Annotated in this window: 15 protein-coding genes; 9 read left to right on the top strand and 6 right to left on the bottom strand. The window is 59.2% G+C overall.

The window, feature by feature from the left end; genetic code table 11:
• Positions 1 to 6: 6 nt before the first annotated feature.
• The 3 genes from EPD60_RS14610 to EPD60_RS14600 form a co-directional block, all read right to left on the bottom strand.
• Positions 7 to 1,713, bottom strand: a complete 1,707-nt coding sequence (locus EPD60_RS14610) for a sensor histidine kinase (protein ID WP_131450260.1) — start codon at positions 1,711 to 1,713, stop codon at positions 7 to 9.
• 81 nt (positions 1,714 to 1,794) lie between these two features.
• Entirely contained in the window at positions 1,795 to 2,235 is a 441-nt protein-coding gene (locus tag EPD60_RS14605) for a nucleoside deaminase (RefSeq protein WP_131450259.1), read from the bottom strand.
• Positions 2,236 to 2,465: 230 nt separating this feature from the next.
• Positions 2,466 to 4,436, bottom strand: a complete 1,971-nt coding sequence (locus EPD60_RS14600; protein WP_131450258.1) for an LTA synthase family protein — start codon at positions 4,434 to 4,436, stop codon at positions 2,466 to 2,468.
• A gap of 165 nt (positions 4,437 to 4,601) precedes the next feature.
• Between EPD60_RS14600 and EPD60_RS14595 the strand changes: the two genes are divergently transcribed.
• Positions 4,602 to 5,909 carry a hemolysin family protein gene (locus EPD60_RS14595; RefSeq protein ID WP_131450257.1) on the top strand — a complete coding sequence of 436 codons (1,308 nt, stop codon included), beginning with the start codon at positions 4,602 to 4,604 and terminating at the stop codon, positions 5,907 to 5,909.
• 197 nt (positions 5,910 to 6,106) lie between these two features.
• Positions 6,107 to 6,433: a GIY-YIG nuclease family protein gene (locus tag EPD60_RS14590; protein WP_131450256.1), complete on the top strand. Its 327-nt coding sequence runs from the start codon at positions 6,107 to 6,109 to the stop codon at positions 6,431 to 6,433.
• 125 nt (positions 6,434 to 6,558) lie between these two features.
• Here the strand turns inward: EPD60_RS14590 and EPD60_RS14585 are convergent, their stop codons facing one another.
• Positions 6,559 to 7,044, bottom strand: a complete 486-nt coding sequence (locus EPD60_RS14585) for a DUF6702 family protein (protein ID WP_131450255.1) — start codon at positions 7,042 to 7,044, stop codon at positions 6,559 to 6,561.
• 84 nt (positions 7,045 to 7,128) lie between these two features.
• Here EPD60_RS14585 and EPD60_RS14580 point away from each other — a divergent pair, with 84 nt between their 5' ends.
• The 4 genes from EPD60_RS14580 to EPD60_RS14565 all read left to right on the top strand — a co-directional run bounded on the left by EPD60_RS14580 (position 7,129) and on the right by EPD60_RS14565 (position 11,487).
• A complete protein-coding gene (locus tag EPD60_RS14580) occupies positions 7,129 to 7,704 on the top strand; it encodes a HupE/UreJ family protein (RefSeq protein WP_131450254.1) in 576 nt (191 codons plus the stop codon).
• Between the two features lie 26 nt (positions 7,705 to 7,730).
• Positions 7,731 to 10,112: a M1 family metallopeptidase gene (locus tag EPD60_RS14575; protein ID WP_131450253.1), complete on the top strand. Its 2,382-nt coding sequence runs from the start codon at positions 7,731 to 7,733 to the stop codon at positions 10,110 to 10,112.
• A 149-nt stretch (positions 10,113 to 10,261) separates the two neighbouring features.
• Positions 10,262 to 10,597, top strand: a complete 336-nt coding sequence (locus EPD60_RS14570) for a recombinase family protein (protein WP_165871560.1) — start codon at positions 10,262 to 10,264, stop codon at positions 10,595 to 10,597.
• Positions 10,598 to 10,659: 62 nt separating this feature from the next.
• Positions 10,660 to 11,487, top strand: a complete 828-nt coding sequence (locus EPD60_RS14565) for an alpha/beta hydrolase (RefSeq protein ID WP_131450251.1) — start codon at positions 10,660 to 10,662, stop codon at positions 11,485 to 11,487.
• Between the two features lie 149 nt (positions 11,488 to 11,636).
• Here EPD60_RS14565 and EPD60_RS14560 read toward each other — a convergent pair whose 3' ends face one another.
• Positions 11,637 to 12,362 carry a toxin-antitoxin system YwqK family antitoxin gene (locus EPD60_RS14560; RefSeq protein WP_131450250.1) on the bottom strand — a complete coding sequence of 242 codons (726 nt, stop codon included), beginning with the start codon at positions 12,360 to 12,362 and terminating at the stop codon, positions 11,637 to 11,639.
• A 12-nt stretch (positions 12,363 to 12,374) separates the two neighbouring features.
• Here EPD60_RS14560 and EPD60_RS14555 point away from each other — a divergent pair, with 12 nt between their 5' ends.
• Positions 12,375 to 14,960: a WD40/YVTN/BNR-like repeat-containing protein gene (locus EPD60_RS14555; RefSeq protein WP_131450249.1), complete on the top strand. Its 2,586-nt coding sequence runs from the start codon at positions 12,375 to 12,377 to the stop codon at positions 14,958 to 14,960.
• 252 nt (positions 14,961 to 15,212) lie between these two features.
• Positions 15,213 to 16,358 (top strand): mechanosensitive ion channel family protein, encoded by a 1,146-nt coding sequence (locus EPD60_RS14550; protein WP_165871559.1) that lies wholly within the window; start codon positions 15,213 to 15,215, stop codon positions 16,356 to 16,358.
• A 290-nt stretch (positions 16,359 to 16,648) separates the two neighbouring features.
• On the opposite strand, the gene EPD60_RS14545 is transcribed toward EPD60_RS14550, so the two are convergent.
• A complete protein-coding gene (locus EPD60_RS14545) occupies positions 16,649 to 17,935 on the bottom strand; it encodes an acetyl-CoA hydrolase/transferase family protein (RefSeq protein WP_131450247.1) in 1,287 nt (428 codons plus the stop codon).
• A 121-nt stretch (positions 17,936 to 18,056) separates the two neighbouring features.
• Between EPD60_RS14545 and EPD60_RS14540 the strand changes: the two genes are divergently transcribed.
• The gene (locus EPD60_RS14540) at positions 18,057 to 20,183 is read left to right on the top strand and encodes an FUSC family membrane protein (RefSeq protein ID WP_131450246.1); all 2,127 of its coding nucleotides are present in this window, start codon (positions 18,057 to 18,059) and stop codon (positions 20,181 to 20,183) included.
• The last annotated feature ends 17 nt before the right edge of the window (positions 20,184 to 20,200 follow it).

Raw genomic sequence — 20,200 nt, 5'->3', positions numbered from 1 at the left:
CCGAACTCACGCGGTGTCATTGCCGGCCACCGGCAACAGGATATAGAAGGAGGCGCCGGAGCCCGGGTCGCTTTCCGCCCAGGCGTAACCGCCGTGGTTCTCCGCTACCTTCCGAACGATCGACAGCCCCACGCCGGTGCCGCGGAATTCGTTGTTGCCATGCAGCCGCGTAAACACGTTGAAGATGCGGTCGGCATCTTTCTGCTCGAAGCCGATCCCATTGTCGGTTACCTCGATGAGGTGGTAACGGTGTGCCGTAGCCTCTGGTGGAAGATGGGCGCGCACGGCTGCGGCAGGAACCTCCCGGTAGCGGATATCAATTTGCGGAGGCACACCGGGACGGCTGTACTTGAGCGCATTGCTCAGCAGGTTCTGAAAGAGCTGCTGAAATTGCCGCCCGTTGCCGTAGATCACCGGGAGCCGGTCGGGGCGCACTTCGGCACCTTTTTCCTCAATTTCAAGCTCGAGGTCGTGCAGCACCTGCTCGAGGCGTTTGCCAAGATCAGTCTCTTCCTGCTCGGCCGCGCCGCGGGTTGTTTGCGAGTAGCTGAGCAGGTCGTCGATCAGGTTGCCCATGCGCCGCGCGGCACCTTCCAGGCGACCAAAAAGCGCGCTCTGCTCGGGGCTCAGCTGTTGCTGCAGCTCGCCTTTGAGGCGGTCGGCGAAAAAGTGGATTTTCCGGATCGGCTCCTTCATATCATGCGAGGCCGCGTAGGCAAATTCCTCGAGGTTGTTGTTGGAGCGCTTCAGGTCTTGGTTGCTGCGCGTCAGCGCTTCGTTGGCCGCCGCCAGCTCGCGGGTGCGCTGCACCACGATCTCCTCGATCTTCTGGCGGGCCATCACCTGGTCGGTCACATCATAGGCCACAACCAGCACGCCACCAATTGTACCGTCGCCATCGCGGAAGGGCTCGTATACAAGGTTGACATAAACGGTGGCAATGCCGCCGGCGCGCGGCAGGTCAACCGGGCGCTCGTTGGCCACGATGCTTTCGCCGGAATGAAATACGCGGTGCAGTAATTCCTCCAGGCCCTGGTTGCGCGCCTCGGGCAAGGCCTCAAAAATGGGTCGCCCCTGCATCTCCGCTGCCTGCCGTCCCCAGAGCGCAAACATGCGTTCATTGGCGATCTCCACCCGGTGCTCGGGCCCGCGCAGGATGCACATGGCTACCGGCGCCTGCAGGATCGTATTGCGCAGGTTGCGCTCGCTCTCGTGAAGGCGGCGCGCGGCCAACACCTTTTCGGTGGTTTCGATGCAGGCGCAGAAAAGCCCGCTGACAACCCCCTGCTCGTTAAGCACCGGGCTATAGGAAAACGTGAAATAGGTCTCTTCGTCGTAGCCGTGGCGGTTCATCACCAGCAGCTGGTCTTCCGACCAGGTGGAAATTCCCGCAAACACGGACTCCACCAGGGGGCCCAGGTCGCTCCAGATCTCCGCCCAGGCCTCGCGGCCCGACTGCCCCAGGAGCTTAGGATGCTTCTTGCCGGCAATGGGGATATAGGAATCGTTGTAAATGGCCGTCAGCTCCGGGCCCCACCATACAAACATGGGGAATTGCGAATTGAGCAGGATGCTGACGGTGGTACGCAGGCTCTGCGGCCAGGTTTCCGGCGGGCCGAGCGCTGTGTCGGCCCAATTGTGGTTCCGGGCCAGCTCGCCCATGGTTCCGCCACCGGCAAGAAAAGAAGTAGCCTGACTATAGGAAAGTCTCATTGGGTTTCAAAGCTAAGGGAAGCCCAAAAATAAGCCCGGGTGGCCTAATTGGGCGAATTCGCTTCAAAGAACCGGGCCAGCTCAGCCGCGTTTACGGGCGAAAAAAGACTTCATCAGCGCCCGGCTGTCTTCAGCCAGCACCCCGTATTCCACCACGGTCTTTGGATGAAAAGGCGAATTAGGGCCAGTAACCCGGTGGTGCCCGTTCTTCTCGTCGGTGGTGCCGAAAACGATCCGCCCGATCTTGCTCCAATACAATGCACCGGCGCACATAAGGCAGGGCTCTACCGTTACATACAATGTCGCCTCCGGCAGGTATTTGCTGCCCAGGTAGGAAAAAGCGGAAGTCAGTGCGATGATCTCGGCATGCGCCGTACAATCATTGAGCCGCTCCACCTGGTTATAACCCCGTGAAATGATCTTCCCCCCCAACACCACAACGGCACCCACCGGCACTTCGTCCTCATCGAATGCACGCTGTGCCTGCACTAGTGCCTGGCGCATGAAAAACTCGTCGTCCATGGCGCGAAGATAGTAACCGCTCACGGAGAGAAGGAACGCTGGTTCCGCAAGCGAAATACGCAGATGGGTTATGATTTTTTAGGATTGCTCATGCTCGAACGGTTCGGCAAACTCACCCTGGCATTGTCAGCCTCAGCGTAGCCGAAGTGGTCAGCCTGAGCGTAGCCGAAGGCTGCGTAAGTCATAAGGATTATAAAAGATCTGCGTTCTTTCTCTTTCGAGGACCTGCGCTAATGCTTTACGTACGTCTTTTTGTTATTCAGGAGCATCCACCGGGCCGTTTCATACATACCCTGTGTCACAGGCGCCATGCTGCGCCGGATGGAGTCTTGCTGCCGGACCGTATAAATACGGGAGCCCGGAAGAAAATGCAGCTCCTCGCGGTTGAAGTTGAGATTGCGGGAGTAATAGAAATCATCGGTGATGATGCCGATGCGGCCTTCGTCGTGCTGGATGGTAAAGGCATAGTGGCGTTCGTTGCCTTTCACGACGTCGCGGCCCAGCGTGCTGTTGGTATAGCGGATACCTGCAATTCCGGCGATGCTGGGCAGCACATCGATCTGGGAAACCACCTCGTGGCGTCGTTGCGCCTGCAGGATGGCGGGCGCATAAAACAGCAGCGGCACGTGCTCGTCGGTGAGCCGCTCGCGGGTCCACACATCCCCGTAGATCTCCTGTGCGTTGCCCGACACACCATGGTCGCCCACGAAGACGAAGATGGTGTTGGCAAACCAGGGCTGCCGGCGGGCGGCTTCCATAAAGGTGCCGATGTTGTGGTCGGCATAACGGAAGGCATTGTATTCAGCCAGCGACTCAAACCCGTATTTCTTCAGGGTATCGGGGTGTACTGCCCGGGGCCGGAAGGCGCGCTCCTTTTCGGGAATGGTAAAAGGTCGGTGGTTGTCGGCTGTCTGGATCAGGGCTACAAAAGGTCCTTCCTGCCGCGACAGCGTAGCGGCGGCATTCAGGAAAAGGTCTTTGTCGGAAATACCCCAGACGTCGACCGGCGTCTGCGCAAACTGGTTTTCGGTGTGCATTTGGAGCCCCTGGATATTGCGCAGGATACCGGAAAAATTGTTGAAGCCCGGGTCGCCGCCGAGGAAATAAAGCTTTTTGTAACCCTCGAAATCGTTGAAGATGATATGCTGGTCGAGGGCGGCCTCGTTGCGGGTGGAGAACTTGGACAGCTGCACGTCGGGAATTCCGGTGAGCGTGGCGAAGAGCCCGCGGGCGGTGGAGAAATGCGGGGAGAAGCAGCGGTCGAAAAAGACACCGCCACGGGCGAGCGAATCGAAATAAGGCGTGGTGCCGAGCGGGTTGCCGCTCATGCTGCTTTTGTACATGCTGAACGACTCGCAGAGCACCAGCACCACGTTGGGCCTTTGCGACGGAGCGGCCGGCGTTACGGTGCGGCGGTAGTCCACGCCATCGCCCGGCAATCCCATCCAGCCCCGCAGGTCGGCGGCATAGCGGCGGGCTTCCGTCTCGCTGGCCTGCGGCTTGCGGAAGCGCAGGGTGGTAAAGAAATTTTGCAGCGGGTTGAGAGCCAGGTAGGCGCGGAAAGAATCCTGCAGGCCAAAGGCATCTTTCCAGCGCAGCGGTCCGGTAACACCGCCCCAGGCCCAGAAGCCGAGCAGCAGGGCAAAGCAAAGCACAAAACGGCGGCGGTCGGGCGCCTCTTTGGCCGCGGTGCGCACGTCTACATAGCTATGCGTGCGGCGAAATACCCAGCGGAGCAGCAGCACCACGAGCGCGAGCCCCGCCACCATCCAGAGAATGGGGTAAGATTGCCAGAGCATACGGGCCGAGATGCCCGGGTCTTCGGCGAAGTTGAGCGCCGAAGCATTGAGGCGGGTGTTGTTGTAGGCAAAGCAACCGAAATCGGCCGCGAAGAAAAAGACGACGAAGAGCGTGGCGAAGGCCAGGTACCAGGTCCAAGCCCGGCTGTTGCGTGCCGCGTAAAAGGGCGACAGGCGCGGCATGAGGCTCAGCAGCACGATGGGCAGCAGCAGGGCGCTGATCCAGCGGAGGTCGTAGCGGAGCCCCAGGAAAAAGGAAGGCAGCAGGTCGCCGATCCGCTCGCCCTGCGGGCCGAAGAGCAGCAAAAGGAGCACGCGCATGGCCGTAAACAGGCCGACGTAGATAAACAGCAGCTGGGTGACCCAGAGCAGGGTTTTAGGAAGACGGGTTCGGGCGAGCATAAATGCAGACTATGTTGGCGGACGGCAAATTTCCCCTAAAAAGCGTTGCCGCTGAGCTGAATTCCGATAAACGGCCCCTTTCGGGGGATGATTGCCGCTGAGCTGGGTCCCCCTTTGGCCCAAAAAGTGATAGCTTTACCCCGATAAACAACCGAAGACCTGTAGATGGAAGTATTTATATTGCTGGGACTGATCTTACTGAATGGACTTTTTGTGATGTCGGAGATCGCCCTGGTTTCTGTAAAGAAGGCACGTCTTGAAGTGATGGCCGACAAAGGAGATGACCGTGCCCGCTCGGCCCTTGACCTTTCTCAAAACCCCGAAATTTTTCTCTCCGCCGCCCAGATCGGTATTACCCTGATAGCGATCCTGACCGGTGTGTACTCCGGTGAGAAATTCGGTGCCTACATCGAACCGTTTTTCGAACGCTTCGATAGCCTCCGCCCCTATGCCAAAGGCCTGTCCACCACCCTTGTGGTAATACTGGTAACCTTTCTTTCGATCGTGTTCGGCGAGCTCATCCCGAAGCGCATCGGCCTGCAGCGTGCCGAGCGCATCGCCAAGATGATGGCTGCCCCGATGCGGATCTTCGCCAAGATCACACACCCCTTTGTGTGGATTCTGAACAAGACGTCCAACTCGTTCTTCCGCATATTCAACATCCGCACGGTGTCGGACGACACGGTGACGGAAGAAGAGATCAAGGCCATCATCACCGAAGGCAGCGAAGCGGGCACCATCGAGGAAGAGGAGCGCGAAATGATCGAGCGCATCTTCCACCTCGGCGACCGCAACATCACTTCCCTGATGACCCACCGCAGCGACATGGCCTGCTTCGACCTGACCGACGTAACGCTGCAGGTGCGCGAGCGGATCATCGCCGAACCGCATTCCATCTACCCCGTTTGCGAGGGCGACGTCGACAACATGAAAGGCATCGTTTCCATCAAGGACCTGTACGTAGCCGCCGACCTTACCGACCTGACGCACCTGCGCTCGATCATGAAGCCCGCCCTGTTTGTACCCAATAACAACTCCGCTTACCAGGTGATGGAGAAGCTGCGCGCCACCAAGAACTACGCGGCTTTCATCGTAGACGAATACGGCTCCGTGCTGGGCATGATCACGCTCACCGATATCATGGAAGCCATCATCGGCGACATCCCCGATACCGACGACGTGGAAGACTACGAGATCGTGGCCCGCGAGGACGGCACCTACCTGGTGGATGCCCAGATCAACTTTTACGACTTCCTCTCCTACTTCGACAAAACCGAATACCTCGACGACGAGTACCAGTTTGATACGCTTGCCGGCTGCATCCTCCACGAGCTGGAGCGCATCCCTCATACCGGCGACACCCTCGAATGGAAGATCTTTCACATCGAGATCATCGACATGGACGGCCACCGCATCGACAAAGTGCTGGTGAAGGCGGAGCTACCGCCGGAAGAGAGCGAAGTAGAGGAATAAGCCATAGTTTGAGCACAAAAGGACCGCACCGCGGTCCTTTTGTCATCCTGAGCGTAGCGAAGGATCTGAGCTACCAATCAGGAAAAGCCCGAAAGCAGAGAGACTTTGCAACGGAAAATCGTTGCCAGCAGGAAAAAAACACCAGATGCTGGTGAAAACATCATGGTGAGGAGTATGAGGCGTTAGAGCTTTACTCAATGCCACAACGCTGTTATTATACATACATCCTGACCAATGCATTGCGCTCGGTGTTGTACATCGGTATCACCAACAATCTCAAGGCGCGCCTGGTGGAACATTATCTCGGTGTTAGCGGGTTTACCGCAAGATATGGGGTTCATTACCTGCTCTATTACGAAACGAGCCGGTATGTACTGAACGCCATACGGCGGGAGAAAGAATTGAAGGGCTGGACGAGGGCGAAGAAAATGAAGCTGATCGCGCAAATAAATCCCGGACTTGATTTTCTCAACACCCGGTTCTTTCCGCACTGGCCGCCCCAGGATGCGCACCCGTTGCGATAGCGCTTTTCGGCCGGGAGCTTTCGAATGGTTGTGGTCATTCACTAAGCCCGGATCCTCAGATCCTTCGCTACGCTCAGGATGACAAGAGGGCCGCAAGCGGCCCTCTTGTGCGAGCGCGTGCGCGATTAAAAGTTAAAGCTCGCCCCCCTGTTCGGGTAGTCGATCTTCTGGCTTTGACGCTTGCCGTATACCGACACATGGACGATGTTGATCTGCTTTTCGGTGAAGTCGTGGAGGATCGATGTCTGCACGTCTACCTTCTTCGGGGCATCACCGGGCACATCGAAGTAGCACCAGACCGCTTCCTTGTCGCGCTCGAAACCCAGGTAGTGCAGCTTCAGCGCCTTGCCGTCGGCGCTCACCGCCAGGTGCGCCTGCATGTAGGCAGCCACCAGCTTGTCGTTCTGCGCATGCTGCGCATCGGAGGAAAGATCCACGGACAATTTATGCTGCTTCCTGAGCGTTTGCTCAAGGTCTTCCGCGAACATCTTACAGGAGATCTCGTATTCTTTTTCCCGGGCGTTGTGCGTGATCTCGGTCACCGAAACATAGAACGGATGGAAAAAAGACGCAAGGAGCGGAAGGAACCATTTAAACGACAGGAGCGCCATTGACGGATTATTTTTGCTTGCTGCAAAACTCTGGATTATTTTGGACCGGCTCTGCTGAAAAACGTTAAAAGGCAAAACACCTACATGGGCGATTTCGGGTTTTATTTCCAGCTGGGATGGGAACATATCATGAGTATTGACGCGCTGGACCACCTGCTTTTCGTCTGGGTGCTGTCGGCAGTGTACCTGCTGCGCGACTGGCGCCAGGTGCTGGTACTGGTGACGGCCTTCACCATCGGACATTCCGTCACCCTTGGGCTGAGCGTTTTCAACGTGCTGGATGTTCCGTCTGCCTGGGTGGAGTTTCTCATCCCCTGCACCATCGTGTTTACGGCGGCGAGCAACCTGTTCCGGAAGGATTTCACCCCGCGACTGCTGCGTATCAACTATGCGCTCGCCCTCGTTTTCGGGCTCATACACGGCCTCGGCTTCGCCAACACGCTCCGCTTCCTGCTGGCAAAAGGACAGAGCATGGGCTGGAGCCTTTTCGGCTTCAACGTGGGCCTGGAGGCCGGGCAGATCGTGGTGGTGGGCGTGGTGCTGCTGCTTTCCTGGCTTTTCGTGGAGCGCCTCCGGGTGCCGCGCCGCGAATGGGTGCTCTTTGTTTCAGCCGGGGTTTTTGGCTTAGCTTTGAAAATGGCGCTTGAGCGTCTCCCTTAGTCACTTAAAAAACACAATAGATCAACATGAAAAAGCTTCTTCTAGCTTGCAGCGTTCAGCTGGTAGCCGGCAGCTTTCTTTGTGCCCAGAACTCGCAGAACAACCCGGGCTCCAACCACGGGAACAAGTTCGAGCAGCTCGGTGGCATTCTGCCCACACCCAACGAATACCGCACGGCCAGCGGCGCGCCGGGTCCCAAGTACTGGCAGCAGCGCGTCGACTACGACATCAAGGCCACCCTCGACGAGCCCGCCCTGCGCCTCAGCGGCTCCGAGACCGTAACCTATTTCAACAACTCACCCAATGAGCTCACCTTCATCTGGCTGCAGCTCGATGAAAACGAGCACAGCTCCACGAAGAACGCGGGCTACCAGAACTCCTCGGGCATGCCCCGCCAGACTTCGGTGGCCCAGTTCGAAAACCTGGAGAAAGCAAAGCAGGATAACGGCTACGGCGTCAACATCGTAAAGCTCACCGACGCCACCGGCAAAGCCCTCAGGTACACCATCAACAAAACGATGATGCGCGTGGAGCTGCCGGCACCCGTGAAGCCGGGCCAGAAATTCGTCTTCAACTGCGACTGGAATTACAAGATACCCGACCGCATCTCCATGGGCGGCCGCGGTGGCTACGAATTCTTCCCCGAAGACGGCAACCATATTTTCACCATCACCCAGTGGTATCCCCGCCTTTGCGTGTACAGCGACTTCCAGGGCTGGCAGAACCACCAGTTCACCGGCCGCGGCGAGTTTGCCCTCTCCTTCGGCAACTTCAAGGTGCAGATGACCGTTCCGGCCGACCACGTGGTTGCCGGCACCGGCCTGTGCCAGAACCTGCAGCAGGTGCTGACGCCCGCCCAGTATGGCCGCTGGCAGAAAGCCCAGACATCTTCCGAGCCTGTTGAGATCGTGACCCTGGCCGAGGCCAAGGCCGCGGAAATGAAAAAAGCGAAGAACACGAAGACCTGGATCTTCAAAGCCGACAACGTACGCGACTTTGCCTGGGGCTCTTCCCGCAAGTTCGTATGGGACGCCCTTGCCGCCAACGTGGAAGGCAAAAAGGTAATGTGCATGAGCCAGTACGGCAAGGAAGCCTACAGCCTGTACCGCAAGTACTCGAGCAAGGCCGTGGCACACACCATCAAGACCTACTCGAAGTTCACCATCCCCTACCCCTACCCCGTTGCCCAGTCGGTGGAAGCCGCCAACGGTATGGAATACCCCATGATCTGCTTCAACTACGGCCGCACCGAGAAGGACGGCACGTATTCGGAGACGACGAAGAATGGCATGCTCGGCGTGGTGATCCACGAAGTGGGCCACAACTTCTTCCCGATGATCATCAACTCCGACGAGCGCCAGTGGAGCTGGATGGACGAAGGCCTCAACTCCTTTGTTGAATACCTCACCGAAGAACTGTGGGACAACAAGTTCCCCACCCGCGGCGGCCCGGCCTGGACGATCACCGACTACATGAAGCTCCCCAAAAACCAGCTGGAGCCCATCATGACCAACTCGGAGAACATCGTCGGCTTCGGCCCCAACGCTTACACCAAGCCCGCTACCGGCCTCAACATCCTGCGCGAGACAATTATGGGCCGCGAGCTGTTCGACTATGCCTTCAAGGAGTACGCCCGCCGCTGGGCCTTCAAGCACCCCGAGCCGGCCGACTTCTTCCGCACCATGGAAGACGCCTCCGCCGAAGACCTCGACTGGTTCTGGCGCGGCTGGTTCTACAGCACTGATGCCACTGATATCTCCATCGACAGCGTGAAATACGCCAAGGTGGAAGCCGGCAGCAACTCGCCCTTCATGCGCGACACCGTTCGTATGGCGACCCTGCCCAAGCCCCAGGTGCCCGCATACGACGACATCTCGAAGCAGCGCAACCGCCAGGACCCGAGCATCAAGTTCCGGACGGACGCCGACACCTCGCTGCGCGATTTCTACTGGCGCTACGACCGCGGCCTCGAGCCCGTGGACACCGCCCGCTACCGCGTGCCCCAGAATGCTTCGGTGGAAGCCGTTGACGCGGCTTCGGCCCAGAAGTTTGGTGACAAACACTTCTACGAGCTTTCCTTCTCCAACAAGGGCGGCCTCGTGATGCCTATCATCGTGGAGTGGACTTTCGAGGACGGCACCAAGGAGATCGACCGCATCCCCGCCCAGGTATGGCGCCTCAACGAAGGCAAGGTCACCAAGTTTTTTATGAAGGACAAGCGCGTAACCGGCATCAAGCTGGACCCCAACCGCGAGACCGCCGACATCGACGAGAGCAACAACACCTACGGCAACCCTATCCCCGAGCCGACCCGCTTCCAGATGTTCAAGCAGAAGCAGGGCGCAGCCCGCGGCCAGAGCACCGGTATCAACCCGATGCAGAAAGCCGGCGAGAAGAAAGGTTTCTAAGCCGATCTTTTACGATACAAAAGGCCACCGCACGCGGTGGCCTTTTTCGTTATGTTACCCGCCACCTGGGCTTTTGTTGATAGCTTTGGCATCCGGTAACGAATGGTCGAATGCATCGCGATCAGCAACTGCCGGATAAAAAGATAAGCATGACCGATCATATTAAACGCCGTGCCGCCCTGCTCGCCCGCTGCTCCTCCGAAGCCAACGTCTGCGACCAGATCCTGAAACTGAAGCAGGCTGCCGCCGGCAACTACCATGTTGACCCGGACGATATCTATGGTGACCAGGTAGGCGGCGGCTCCGCGTTTTCGGAACGCGCCGAACTGAGCCGCCTGCGCGCGAATATCGAAAACGGGTCGAAGCAATATGATGTGGTACTTGCAACAGATCCATCACGCATCGCCCGCACACCGGAGGGTGTGCAGGAACTGGTGGAATGGCTTGAGCAGAAAGGTGTGCAATTGCGGTTTGTGCAGGATTGATCCGCCAGTACAAATGCGCTTGTCCACCGGAAAAATTTGCCATCCGCTGCTATCTTTAGCGCATGTATTCAAAATTCAAACTCCTGTTGGCAGCGTTGGTGTTGCTCGGAACAGCACTGACCGCCCAAGCCGCCGAAGTCGACACCCTCTCCATCCCCTCCGCCGCCATGAAACGCGCCTATAAGTGCGTGGTGGTGAAGCCCGCTTCGTATAAGAAATCAAAGGAGGCCTTCCCCACTGTGTACCTCCTCCACGGCCTCACCGGCAACTACAGCAACTGGGTACAGAAGACCCGCCTCACCGAATACGCCGACCGCTACAACATCGTGGTGGTATGCCCCGACGGCGCCTATGCCGGCTGGTACCTCGACAGCCCCGAAGACCCGACGATGCGCTTTGAGACCTATGTGGCCACCGAGATACCGGCCTTTATCGAAAGCAAATACAACGTCATCAGGGAACGCAGCGGCCGCGCCATCACCGGCCTCAGCATGGGCGGCCACGGCGGGCTCTACCTCGGCCTGCGCCATTCCGGCTTCTTCGGTGCCATCGGCTCCATGAGCGGCGCCCTGGCCATCGAATACATCAAGGCACCGACCTACGGCGTACAAAAGCTGCTCGGCGACACCACCAACACGGCCCGCTACCGCGAATATTCCATGTTTGCCGAAATTGAAAAGCCGCGCCGCGACACGCAGGCCATCATCATCGACTGCGGTACCGAAGACTTCATCGTAGAAATGAGCCGGAACGCTCACAAGCGCCTCCTGGAGCTCAAGATCCCGCACGACTACACCGAGCGCCCGGGCAAGCACGACTGGACCTACTGGAATAATGCCCTCCAGTACCAGCTGCTCTATTTCCGGAATTACTTCGACCGGAGGAAGTAAAAAGTCTATCGGTCTATTGATAACTTGTTCTTCGCCAACAGACCTACCAAATATTGAATTGAAAAGGGCTTCCTGGTGGAAGCCCTTTTCAATTCGTTTGATTTGCGTCCGCAATCCCTTACCAATTAACCAACAGACCAATTAACCAATTACCCGCCGGTGGCGCCGTCGCGGACGTCGTATTTCTTCTTGCCGGAGTGCTTCTTCTCAAAATCCATCACTTCCTTGGGCTTTACTTTTTCTTTCGGAGCGTCTTCTTTCTTCACCGTGTTCCGCTTGCCTTCCACGCCTTCCGACACTTCGATGGGAAGGAGCTCGTCGTCGGCGGTCTTCAGCTTGTTCATCACCCACTCCTGCGTGTCTTCGAGGCGGCCGTCGCGGTCGCTGTAAAAGCGCCACTTGCCGTGCTTGTAGGAGGAAGGCTCCACCTTCACGATCTGGTAGCGCACGATCTTGGAGGGATCGTTGAGGTCGCGCACGGGAACGGTGTCGTAGGGGCTCTTCGGATCGATGGCGCGCCACATCTCCTCGCGCGTGGGCCGGCCTTCAAGGTTGAAGTACACCTGCTTGCCGTCTTTCATGCCCCAGCGATAGCTTTCAATCGCCATCAGGTCGCCCTCGAGGCTGAAGCGGCGCCAGTTGCCCATACGGGCCCCGTCTTCGAAATAGCCTTCTTCCTCGTAGCCCCGCTCGCCGCGGAGCGGCTCCTGGCGGATCACCCAAGGCCCCTGCTGGCGGCCTTTGAGGTCTACGCGGTTAAGGGTGTCCCCCTTCTTACCAATAATGTAGCTTTTCCACTGCCCGAAGCTATTTACCGACACCAGTAAAAGCGCAGCCAGCAACAAGCGCCGGAATCGTATGTTTGATGCACGCATAATGTTAATGATATGCCCCTAAAATTAATTCAATCCGCCCTCACCGCGGCACTGCTTGTCGTTACAGTTTTCACAAAGGCCCAGGCCCCTACCCCCGCCGCCGAGCGCCTGCGCGGCCTTGAACGAAAGGCCGTGCTCCAGCGCGCCTCCGTGCTTGACTCGGTCCGCTTCCGCAATATCGGCCCCAGCATCATGAGCGGCCGCGTGGTGGACCTCGCCGTCAACCCCGCCGACCCGACGGAAATGTATGTAGCCTACGCCACCGGCGGCCTCTGGTACAGCCACAACAACGCGCAGAGCTTCACCCCCGTTTTCGACAGCACCCACACGCTCACCATCGGCGCCATCGCCGTCAACTGGCGCAGCGGCACCATCTGGGTGGGCACCGGCGAGGTCAACAGCAGCCGCTCCTCCTATGCCGGCACGGGACTGTTCAAAAGCACCGACCGCGGCCGCAGCTGGCGCTATATCGGCCTGCCCGAGTCGCACCACATCGGTAAGATCCAGCTGCACCCCACCGACGACAACACGGCCTGGGTAGCCGTACTGGGTCATCTATATTCGCCCAACCGCGAGCGCGGCGTGTACAAGACCACCGACGGCGGCGCCAGCTGGAAGCAGACACTTTACGTGGACGACAATACCGGCGTAGTGGACATCGACATCAACCCGCAGGACCCGCGCGAACTTTATGCGTCGGCCTGGTACCGCACGCGGCGCGCCAACAACTTCGTGGCCTCCGGCGCCGGCAGCGGCCTCTTCAAAAGCACCGACGGCGGCGACACCTGGAAGCGTGTGCCCGGTCTTCCCTCCGGCGAGCACGTAGGCCGCATGGGCGTGGCCGTATACCCGAAGAACCCGAAGATCGTCTACATCGTGTTCGACAACCAGACGCCATCGCCCGACACCACGCTCAACGACACCACGAAATACTACCTGCGCAATTTCAAGAACATCACCCTTGAGGAGTTTGCCCGCATCGACGCCCGCAAGCTCGACTCCTTCCTCAAGCGCAACAACCTGCACCGCAGGTATACGGCCAAGTATATTCTGGAGTCGGTTTCCAACGGCACGCTGAAACCAAACGCGCTGTACGATTACCTCTACGTGAACACCGGTTTCGAAACGACACCCATCGGCGCCGAGGTATACCGCAGCGACGACGCGGGCGCCAGCTGGCGCAAGACCAACCAGAAGCCGCTCCCCATCTTCAGCTCTTACGGCTATTATTTCGGAAAGATCTTCGTATCACCTGCGGACGACAAGAAAGTAGTGCTCACCGGCTTCAATATCGACCTGAGCACCGACGGCGGCGCTACTTTCAAACACATCGACAAGGAGCACGTGCACGCCGACCATCACTATGCCTGGATCGACCCGGCGCGCGACAGCCACATCTTCGACGCCAACGATGGCGGACTCAACATCACCTATGACAACGGCGAGCACTGGTTCAAGGCCAATACGCCCGCCGTAGGCCAGTTCTATTCCGTTACGGTTGATGACGCCAAACCCTACAACGTGTATGGCGGGCTGCAGGACAACGGTGTATGGTACGGTCCTTCCACCAACCGCGAATCGATGGACTGGCTCGACAACGGCTCCTATCCTTATAAGCAGATCGTAGGCGGCGACGGCATGCAGGTGCAGGTAGACCCGCGCGACAACACCACCACCTATGCCGGCTCGCAGTTCGGCGCTTACAGCCGCTTTAACCGTGCAGCGCCGCAGGGCACCTACAAGCGGATCACACCGGTGCACGCGCTGGGCGAGCGGCCCTACCGCTTCAACTGGCAAACGCCGGTGCTGCTTTCGAAGCACAATCCCGACATCGTCTATTTCGGTGGCAACAAGCTGTTCCGCTCCTTCAGCAAGGCTGACACGCTGATCCCGGTAAGCCCCGACATGACCCGCGGTGATGGAGGCGGCAATGTTCCTTACGGCACCATCACCACCATCGCCGAGTCGCCCCTGCGCTTCAGCCTGCTCTACACCGGCACCGACGACGGCCGCCTGCATCGCAGCGACGACGCCGGCTACAACTGGAAGGCGCTCGACGAGGGCGACAAAAAGAGCAAGGTGAAGCAGCAGCTGCCCAGGGGCCTCTGGGTAAGCCGCATCATTGCCTCGCGCTGGAGCGAGCCGCGGGTATATGCCGCGCTCAACGGCTACCGCAACGACGACTTCCGCCCGTATTTATACGTGTCCGAAGATAGGGGCGCCACCTGGACCGCCATCGGCACCGACCTCCCCTACGAGCCGGTGAATGTGGTGCGCGAAGACCCGAAGAACCCCGATATCCTTTACGTGGGCACCGATGGCGGTATCTACGTTTCCTTCAACCGCGGCAGGAACTTTATGGCCTGGACGGCGGGCATCCCCCTCTCGGTACCCGTGCACGACATCGCCATCCAGGAGCGCGAGAACGAGCTCGTGCTCGGCACCCACGGCCGCAGTCTTTACATCGCGAAGCTTGAAGACGTGCAGGGCCTCCAGAAAGACCCCGACTGGCTGAAGAAGAAAGAAGCCAGGGCAAAAGAGAAAAAGGCTCCCGCCACGGAAGAGAAAGAGCCCGGCATGCCGGGTGAGGAAGACTAAGCAAAAGCCCCGCAATAAAAGCGGGGCTTTCTGTAACCGGGAGCCCGCAGGCGGATTATGTGGTGAGGGGTAAGCAAATGATTACAGAATACATGAGTACATGATTTTAGAGGTAGAGGGAAAAGCGCCTTTTCCCTCATGTACTCAGGTAATCATGTACTCGTTAATCATGTAATCTCCCCTGCATGTTTGCCAAAGGCAGGTGGTTTGGCCCGAGCTCCCGCTGGTAAGAATCTTGCAACACCCTCCGCCATGAATGAGCTGCTCACCGACTGGCTTCGCGGGTACCACCTCTCCAACTGGGGCTGGAACGCCGCCATTACCGGGAGCGCGCTGGTGGCCGGGCTGCTGCTGTCGGGCGTCCTGTGGCTGCTGGCGCGGCTTCAGCAGAAAGACATCCAGGGTCTTTTCCTGTTCAATTCGCTGGTACGGCACCTGGCTGCCCCGGTAAATGTGTTCGTGCCCTTTTTCATGCTCAACCTGTTGCGCCCCGATATGCGCCTCAGCGCTGCCGCCCACCGCAATACCGCGCACTTCCTCGAGATCGCCCTCATCCTCACGTTCTCGTGGATGCTCATCCGGTTTATCCGTGTATTCCAGGACTTCGCCCACCGCCGCATCAACATCAACCAGGCCAACAACCTGCGGCAGCGCCGCCTGCTGACGCAGCTGCTTTATGTTCGCCGCGTGATCGGAAGTATCATCGTGCTGCTCACTATCGGTGCCGTACTGCTCACGTTCAGCTCGATGCGCAAACTGGGCACCGGCCTGCTTACCGGCGTCGGTGTGGGCGGCATCATCATCGGCTTCGCCGCGCAGCGCTCCCTGGCCAACCTGCTGGCCGGCTTCCAGATCGCCTTTACCCAGCCCATACGCATCGACGATGAGGTGGTGGTGGAAGGCGAGTTCGGCCGGATCGAGGAGATCACGCTCACTTACGTGGTGGTGCGCATCTGGGACGAGCGCCGCCTCGTGCTGCCCATTACCTATTTCCTCGAAAAGCCCTTTCAGAACTGGACGCGTACCACGGCCAACACGATGGGAACGGTATTCCTGTATGTTGACTTTTCGGTGCCCGTGGAAGCGGTGCGCGCCGAGTTCCTGCGCTTCGTGGCCGCGCACCCGCTCTGGGACAAGCGCGTGGGCAACCTGATCGTGTCGGATGCAAAGCGCGACGTGCTGGAGCTACGCGCGCTCGTCAGCGGCAGCAGCTCGGGCAACGTCTTCGACCTACGCTGTGCCGTGCGCGAGCATCTGCTGAATTATATCAAAGAACATTACCCGGGCGCCCTGCCGCAACAGCGATGGACACCGACAGTTGCCGGGCAGCCCGTTCCTGGTGAAGGGCAGGCTAACCCGGGCGGTCATGAGCCGTCAACAGGTAATGAACGGGTGTAACCAGAACAGGTTTGACCCGGCATCCCACCGCAAAAGGAGCAAACAAAGTTGATTTATCCCTTTTCCAGGAAGACGCGGGAGCAAACAAAGCTGGTTTGTCCCATTTCCGGGAAGAGGCGGGAGCAATCAAAGTTGATTTATCCCGACTCCCGGGAAAGAAGGGAGCAAACAAAACTGTTTGATCCCGCTTCATCAGTAAAAAAGGACAAATCCTGAATGTTTGCTTCTTTTTCAACGATCGGAAAGGGACAAACACAAATGTTTGGCCCTTTTCTTTACCCGCAGACCGGTTAAAAGATCCTGAATCGCTCAAAGCAGGCCCGCTCCAGCGCCTCGCGGTCGTCGGGGTGGGAAATAGCGATGAGGGCTTTGGCACGCTGCCGCAGGTTTTTTCCATAGAGATAGGCCACGCCCCATTCCGTAACCACGTAATGCATGTGCGCGCGGGTGGTGACCACGCCCGCGCCGGGCTTCAGGAAAGGCACGATGCGGGGCACGCCCCTGGCCGTACGTGAAGGCAGCGCGATGATGGGCTTGCCGCCCTCGCTGAGCGCCGCGCCGCGCATGAAGTCCATCTGACCGCCCACGCCCGAATACTGGCAGGTGCCGATGGAGTCGGCACATACCTGCCCGGTAAGATCGATCTCGATGGCGCTGTTGATGGCCACCACCCGCGGGTTGCGGCGGATGATATGCGGGTCGTTTACATAGTCGATGTCGAGAAACTGGAAAGCCGGGTTATCATTTACGTAGTCATACAGGCGGCGCGTACCGAGGGCAAAGCCGGTGACCGACTTGCCGGTATGGATCTTTTTGTAGCGGTTGGTGACGATATCTTTTTCAACAAGATCAACGATACCGTCTGAGCACATCTCGGTATGAATGCCGAGGTCCTTATGCCCGGTTAGCGAGCGCAGGACGGCGTCGGGAATGGCGCCGATGCCCATCTGGAGCGTAGAGCGGTCATCGATGAGCCCGGCCACGTGCGCGCCGATCTTCAGGTCATCGGCAGTAGCCTTGCCGCCAAACTGCGCCTCGTACAGGGGTTCCTTGCATTCCACCAGCGCATGAAAGCGGCTCGCGTGAACCACACCATCACCGTGGGTGCGCGGCACGTTTGGGTTGACCTGCGCGATAACATAGCGGGCATTATCGACGGCCGAGCGGGCCACATCCACCGACACACCCAGTGAGCAGTAGCCGTGCGCGTCGGGCGGCGACACCTGCACCAGGGCCACATCGATGGGCAGCACGCCCTGGCTGAACAGATTGGGGATCTCGCTCAGGAACACCGGCACATAATCGGCGCGCCCTTCAGCCACGTCGTTGCGGATGGAAGCCGAAACGAAGAGGGAGTTGAGCCGGAAGCTTTCAGCGAGCTCCGGCCGGTTTACATGCATATCCCCATACACGGTGATGAACACCAGCTCCACGTTGCGGAGGCGCGGCGCTTCGGCGGCGAGGGCGCGGAGCAGGCAGGTAGGCGTCTGCGCGCTGCCCTGTACAAATACGCGGTTGCCCGATTGAATGATGGAAAGCGCTTCTGCCGCGGCCTGGTAGCGGATGGGGATCTTCATAAGTACCGCAAAGCTCGGAGGCACCGACCGCCATAACCGTGAGCGCCCTTATCCGCCGGGCTGACCTTCATCAGGACAACACGGGGTCGCTCCCCGTTCACACCGTATTTTCGTCCGGATCATGCCCCGCATACAGGACCAGTTTCGCGAGCTCCGCTATTTTCTCTACAGCCAGGCCTTTGCCGACGGGCTGCGCACCACGCTGGCCATCCTGGTGCCCGCCATCGCCGGTTACTACCAGGGACAGTTCGAAGCCGGTATGACGCTTTCCCTCGGCGCGCTGTGCGTGAGCCTTACCGATGCGCCGGGCCCGATCGTCAACAAGCGCAACGGGATGCTGTTCTGCGTGCTGGCAATCTTCGGGGTAAGCCTCCTTACGGCCTTCGCCCGCCTCCACCCGTTCACGATGGCGCTCGAGCTCGCGGGTGTCGCCTTTTTCTTTTCCATGTTCAACGCGTACGGGGCGCGGGCAACCGGCGTGGGCAATGCCGCCATCCTGATGATGATCCTGACGATGGACAAGGTGATTCCCGGCAAGAGCGCCCTGGAGCACAGCGCGCTCATCGCCGCGGGCGGGCTCTGGTACTTCACCCTGTCGCAGGTATTTTCTCTTGTCAGCCCCTATCGCCCGGCACAGCGCGTGCTGGGCGAATGCCTGCGCGAGATGGCGCGTTACCTGTACATCAAGGCCGACTTCTATGATCCTGCTACCGACCTTGCGGGCGGCTACCGGCGCCTCGTGGCCCGCCAGGTGCAGGTAAACGAGAAGCAGGATGCTGCGCGGGAGATCCTTTTCAAAACGCGGCAGATCGTGGCGGAGTCGACCCGCGAAGGACGGCGCATGGTGCTGCTGTTTGTAGAGGCCGTTGATCTTTTCGAAGACATCACCGCCAGCTATTACGACTATGCGCAGCTGCGCGAACGCTTCGCGGCTACGGGCATCCTGGCGCGCTTCTCGGACGAGATCCGGGTCATCGCCGCCGAGCTCGACCGGATGGGTGCCGCCGTCCAGATGAACAGCCGCTACCGTCCCGCCGTCGATATCGAGGCCCGCCTGACGGAGCTCAAAAGCGAGGTAGACCGCCTGCCGCGCCTTCCGTCGGAAAGCCACCTGGTGCTCCGCAAGATCCTCGTTAACCTGCGCCGCCTGGCGCTACGACATACCGAACTCCAACGCTACTTCGGCGAGGAGCAGCCCGAGCGCCGCAACCGCCTCGACCACCGCCGCTTCGTGTCGCACCAGCCCCTCGACCCGCATATCTTCTGGGAAAACCTGACACTCGACTCGGGTGTGTTCCGTCATTCCCTCCGCGTGGCCGTCGCCTGCCTCGCCGGTTTCGGCATGACGCGCCTCATCGGCTACGGGCAGCACAGCTACTGGGTGCTGCTCACCATCGCCTTTATCCTTAAGCCGGCCTTCAGTCTTACACGCGAGCGCAACGTGCAGCGCATCATCGGCACACTCGCCGGCGGCGCCATCGGCATCACCGTATTATTACTGGTACCTCCAGGCAAGGCTCAATTTGCCTTCATGGTGCTGTTCATGCTGCTCACCTACTCGTTCATGCGGATCAACTACCTGATGATGGTGGTGTTCACCACGCCCTTTGTGCTGGTGCTGTTCACCTACCTGGGCATGCCCTTCCGCGAAGTGGCCCTCGAGCGGGTCTTCGATACCGTGCTCGGCTGCGCGCTCGCGTTCGGCGCGAGCATCTTCCTGTTTCCCTCCTGGGAGTCGCGGCAGGTAAGCAACCAGCTGGCGGGCCTCCTCCGTGCCGACCGCGACTACCTGCGCCTCCTCGTGGATGCACTCGAAGGACGTCCGGCCTCGATGCTGGCGTACAAGCTGGCACGCAAGGAGATCTACGTGCAAACGGCCAACCTGTCGGCGCTTTTTCAACGCGTGCTCAACGAGCCGGCGCAACTGCAGGGCGGCGCCCAACCGCTCCACCAGGTGGTGGTGCTGCAGCATATTCTTTTCTCCAATATGGCCACGGTGGCAGCCGAGCTGAAACAGCAACCGGCGCGCGAGCATCCCGAAGAACATGTGCGCATCGTCCGTCGTGCCTTGCATGCGCTCGAAAAAGAAGAGGTGCCGTCCGACGGCAGCCAGCCAAAGCCTGCGCCCAGGCACGAAGCTCCGGTTGCGGCAACCGAAAACGACAACCTGATGACCAGCCAGCTCCGGTTCATCCTCGAGGTTTGTCTCGATATTCAGAAGGTGCTGAACGGGCCGCTTGGAAAGTAGCAAAAGAAAAGGCCCCC

This window comes from Flaviaestuariibacter flavus (genome assembly GCF_004337505.1).
Taxonomy (GTDB): Bacteria; Bacteroidota; Bacteroidia; order Chitinophagales; family Chitinophagaceae; genus Flavisolibacter; species Flavisolibacter flavus.
The sequence above is the reverse complement of the archived record's forward strand: the minus strand, read 5'-3'. Positions and strand labels throughout refer to the sequence as shown.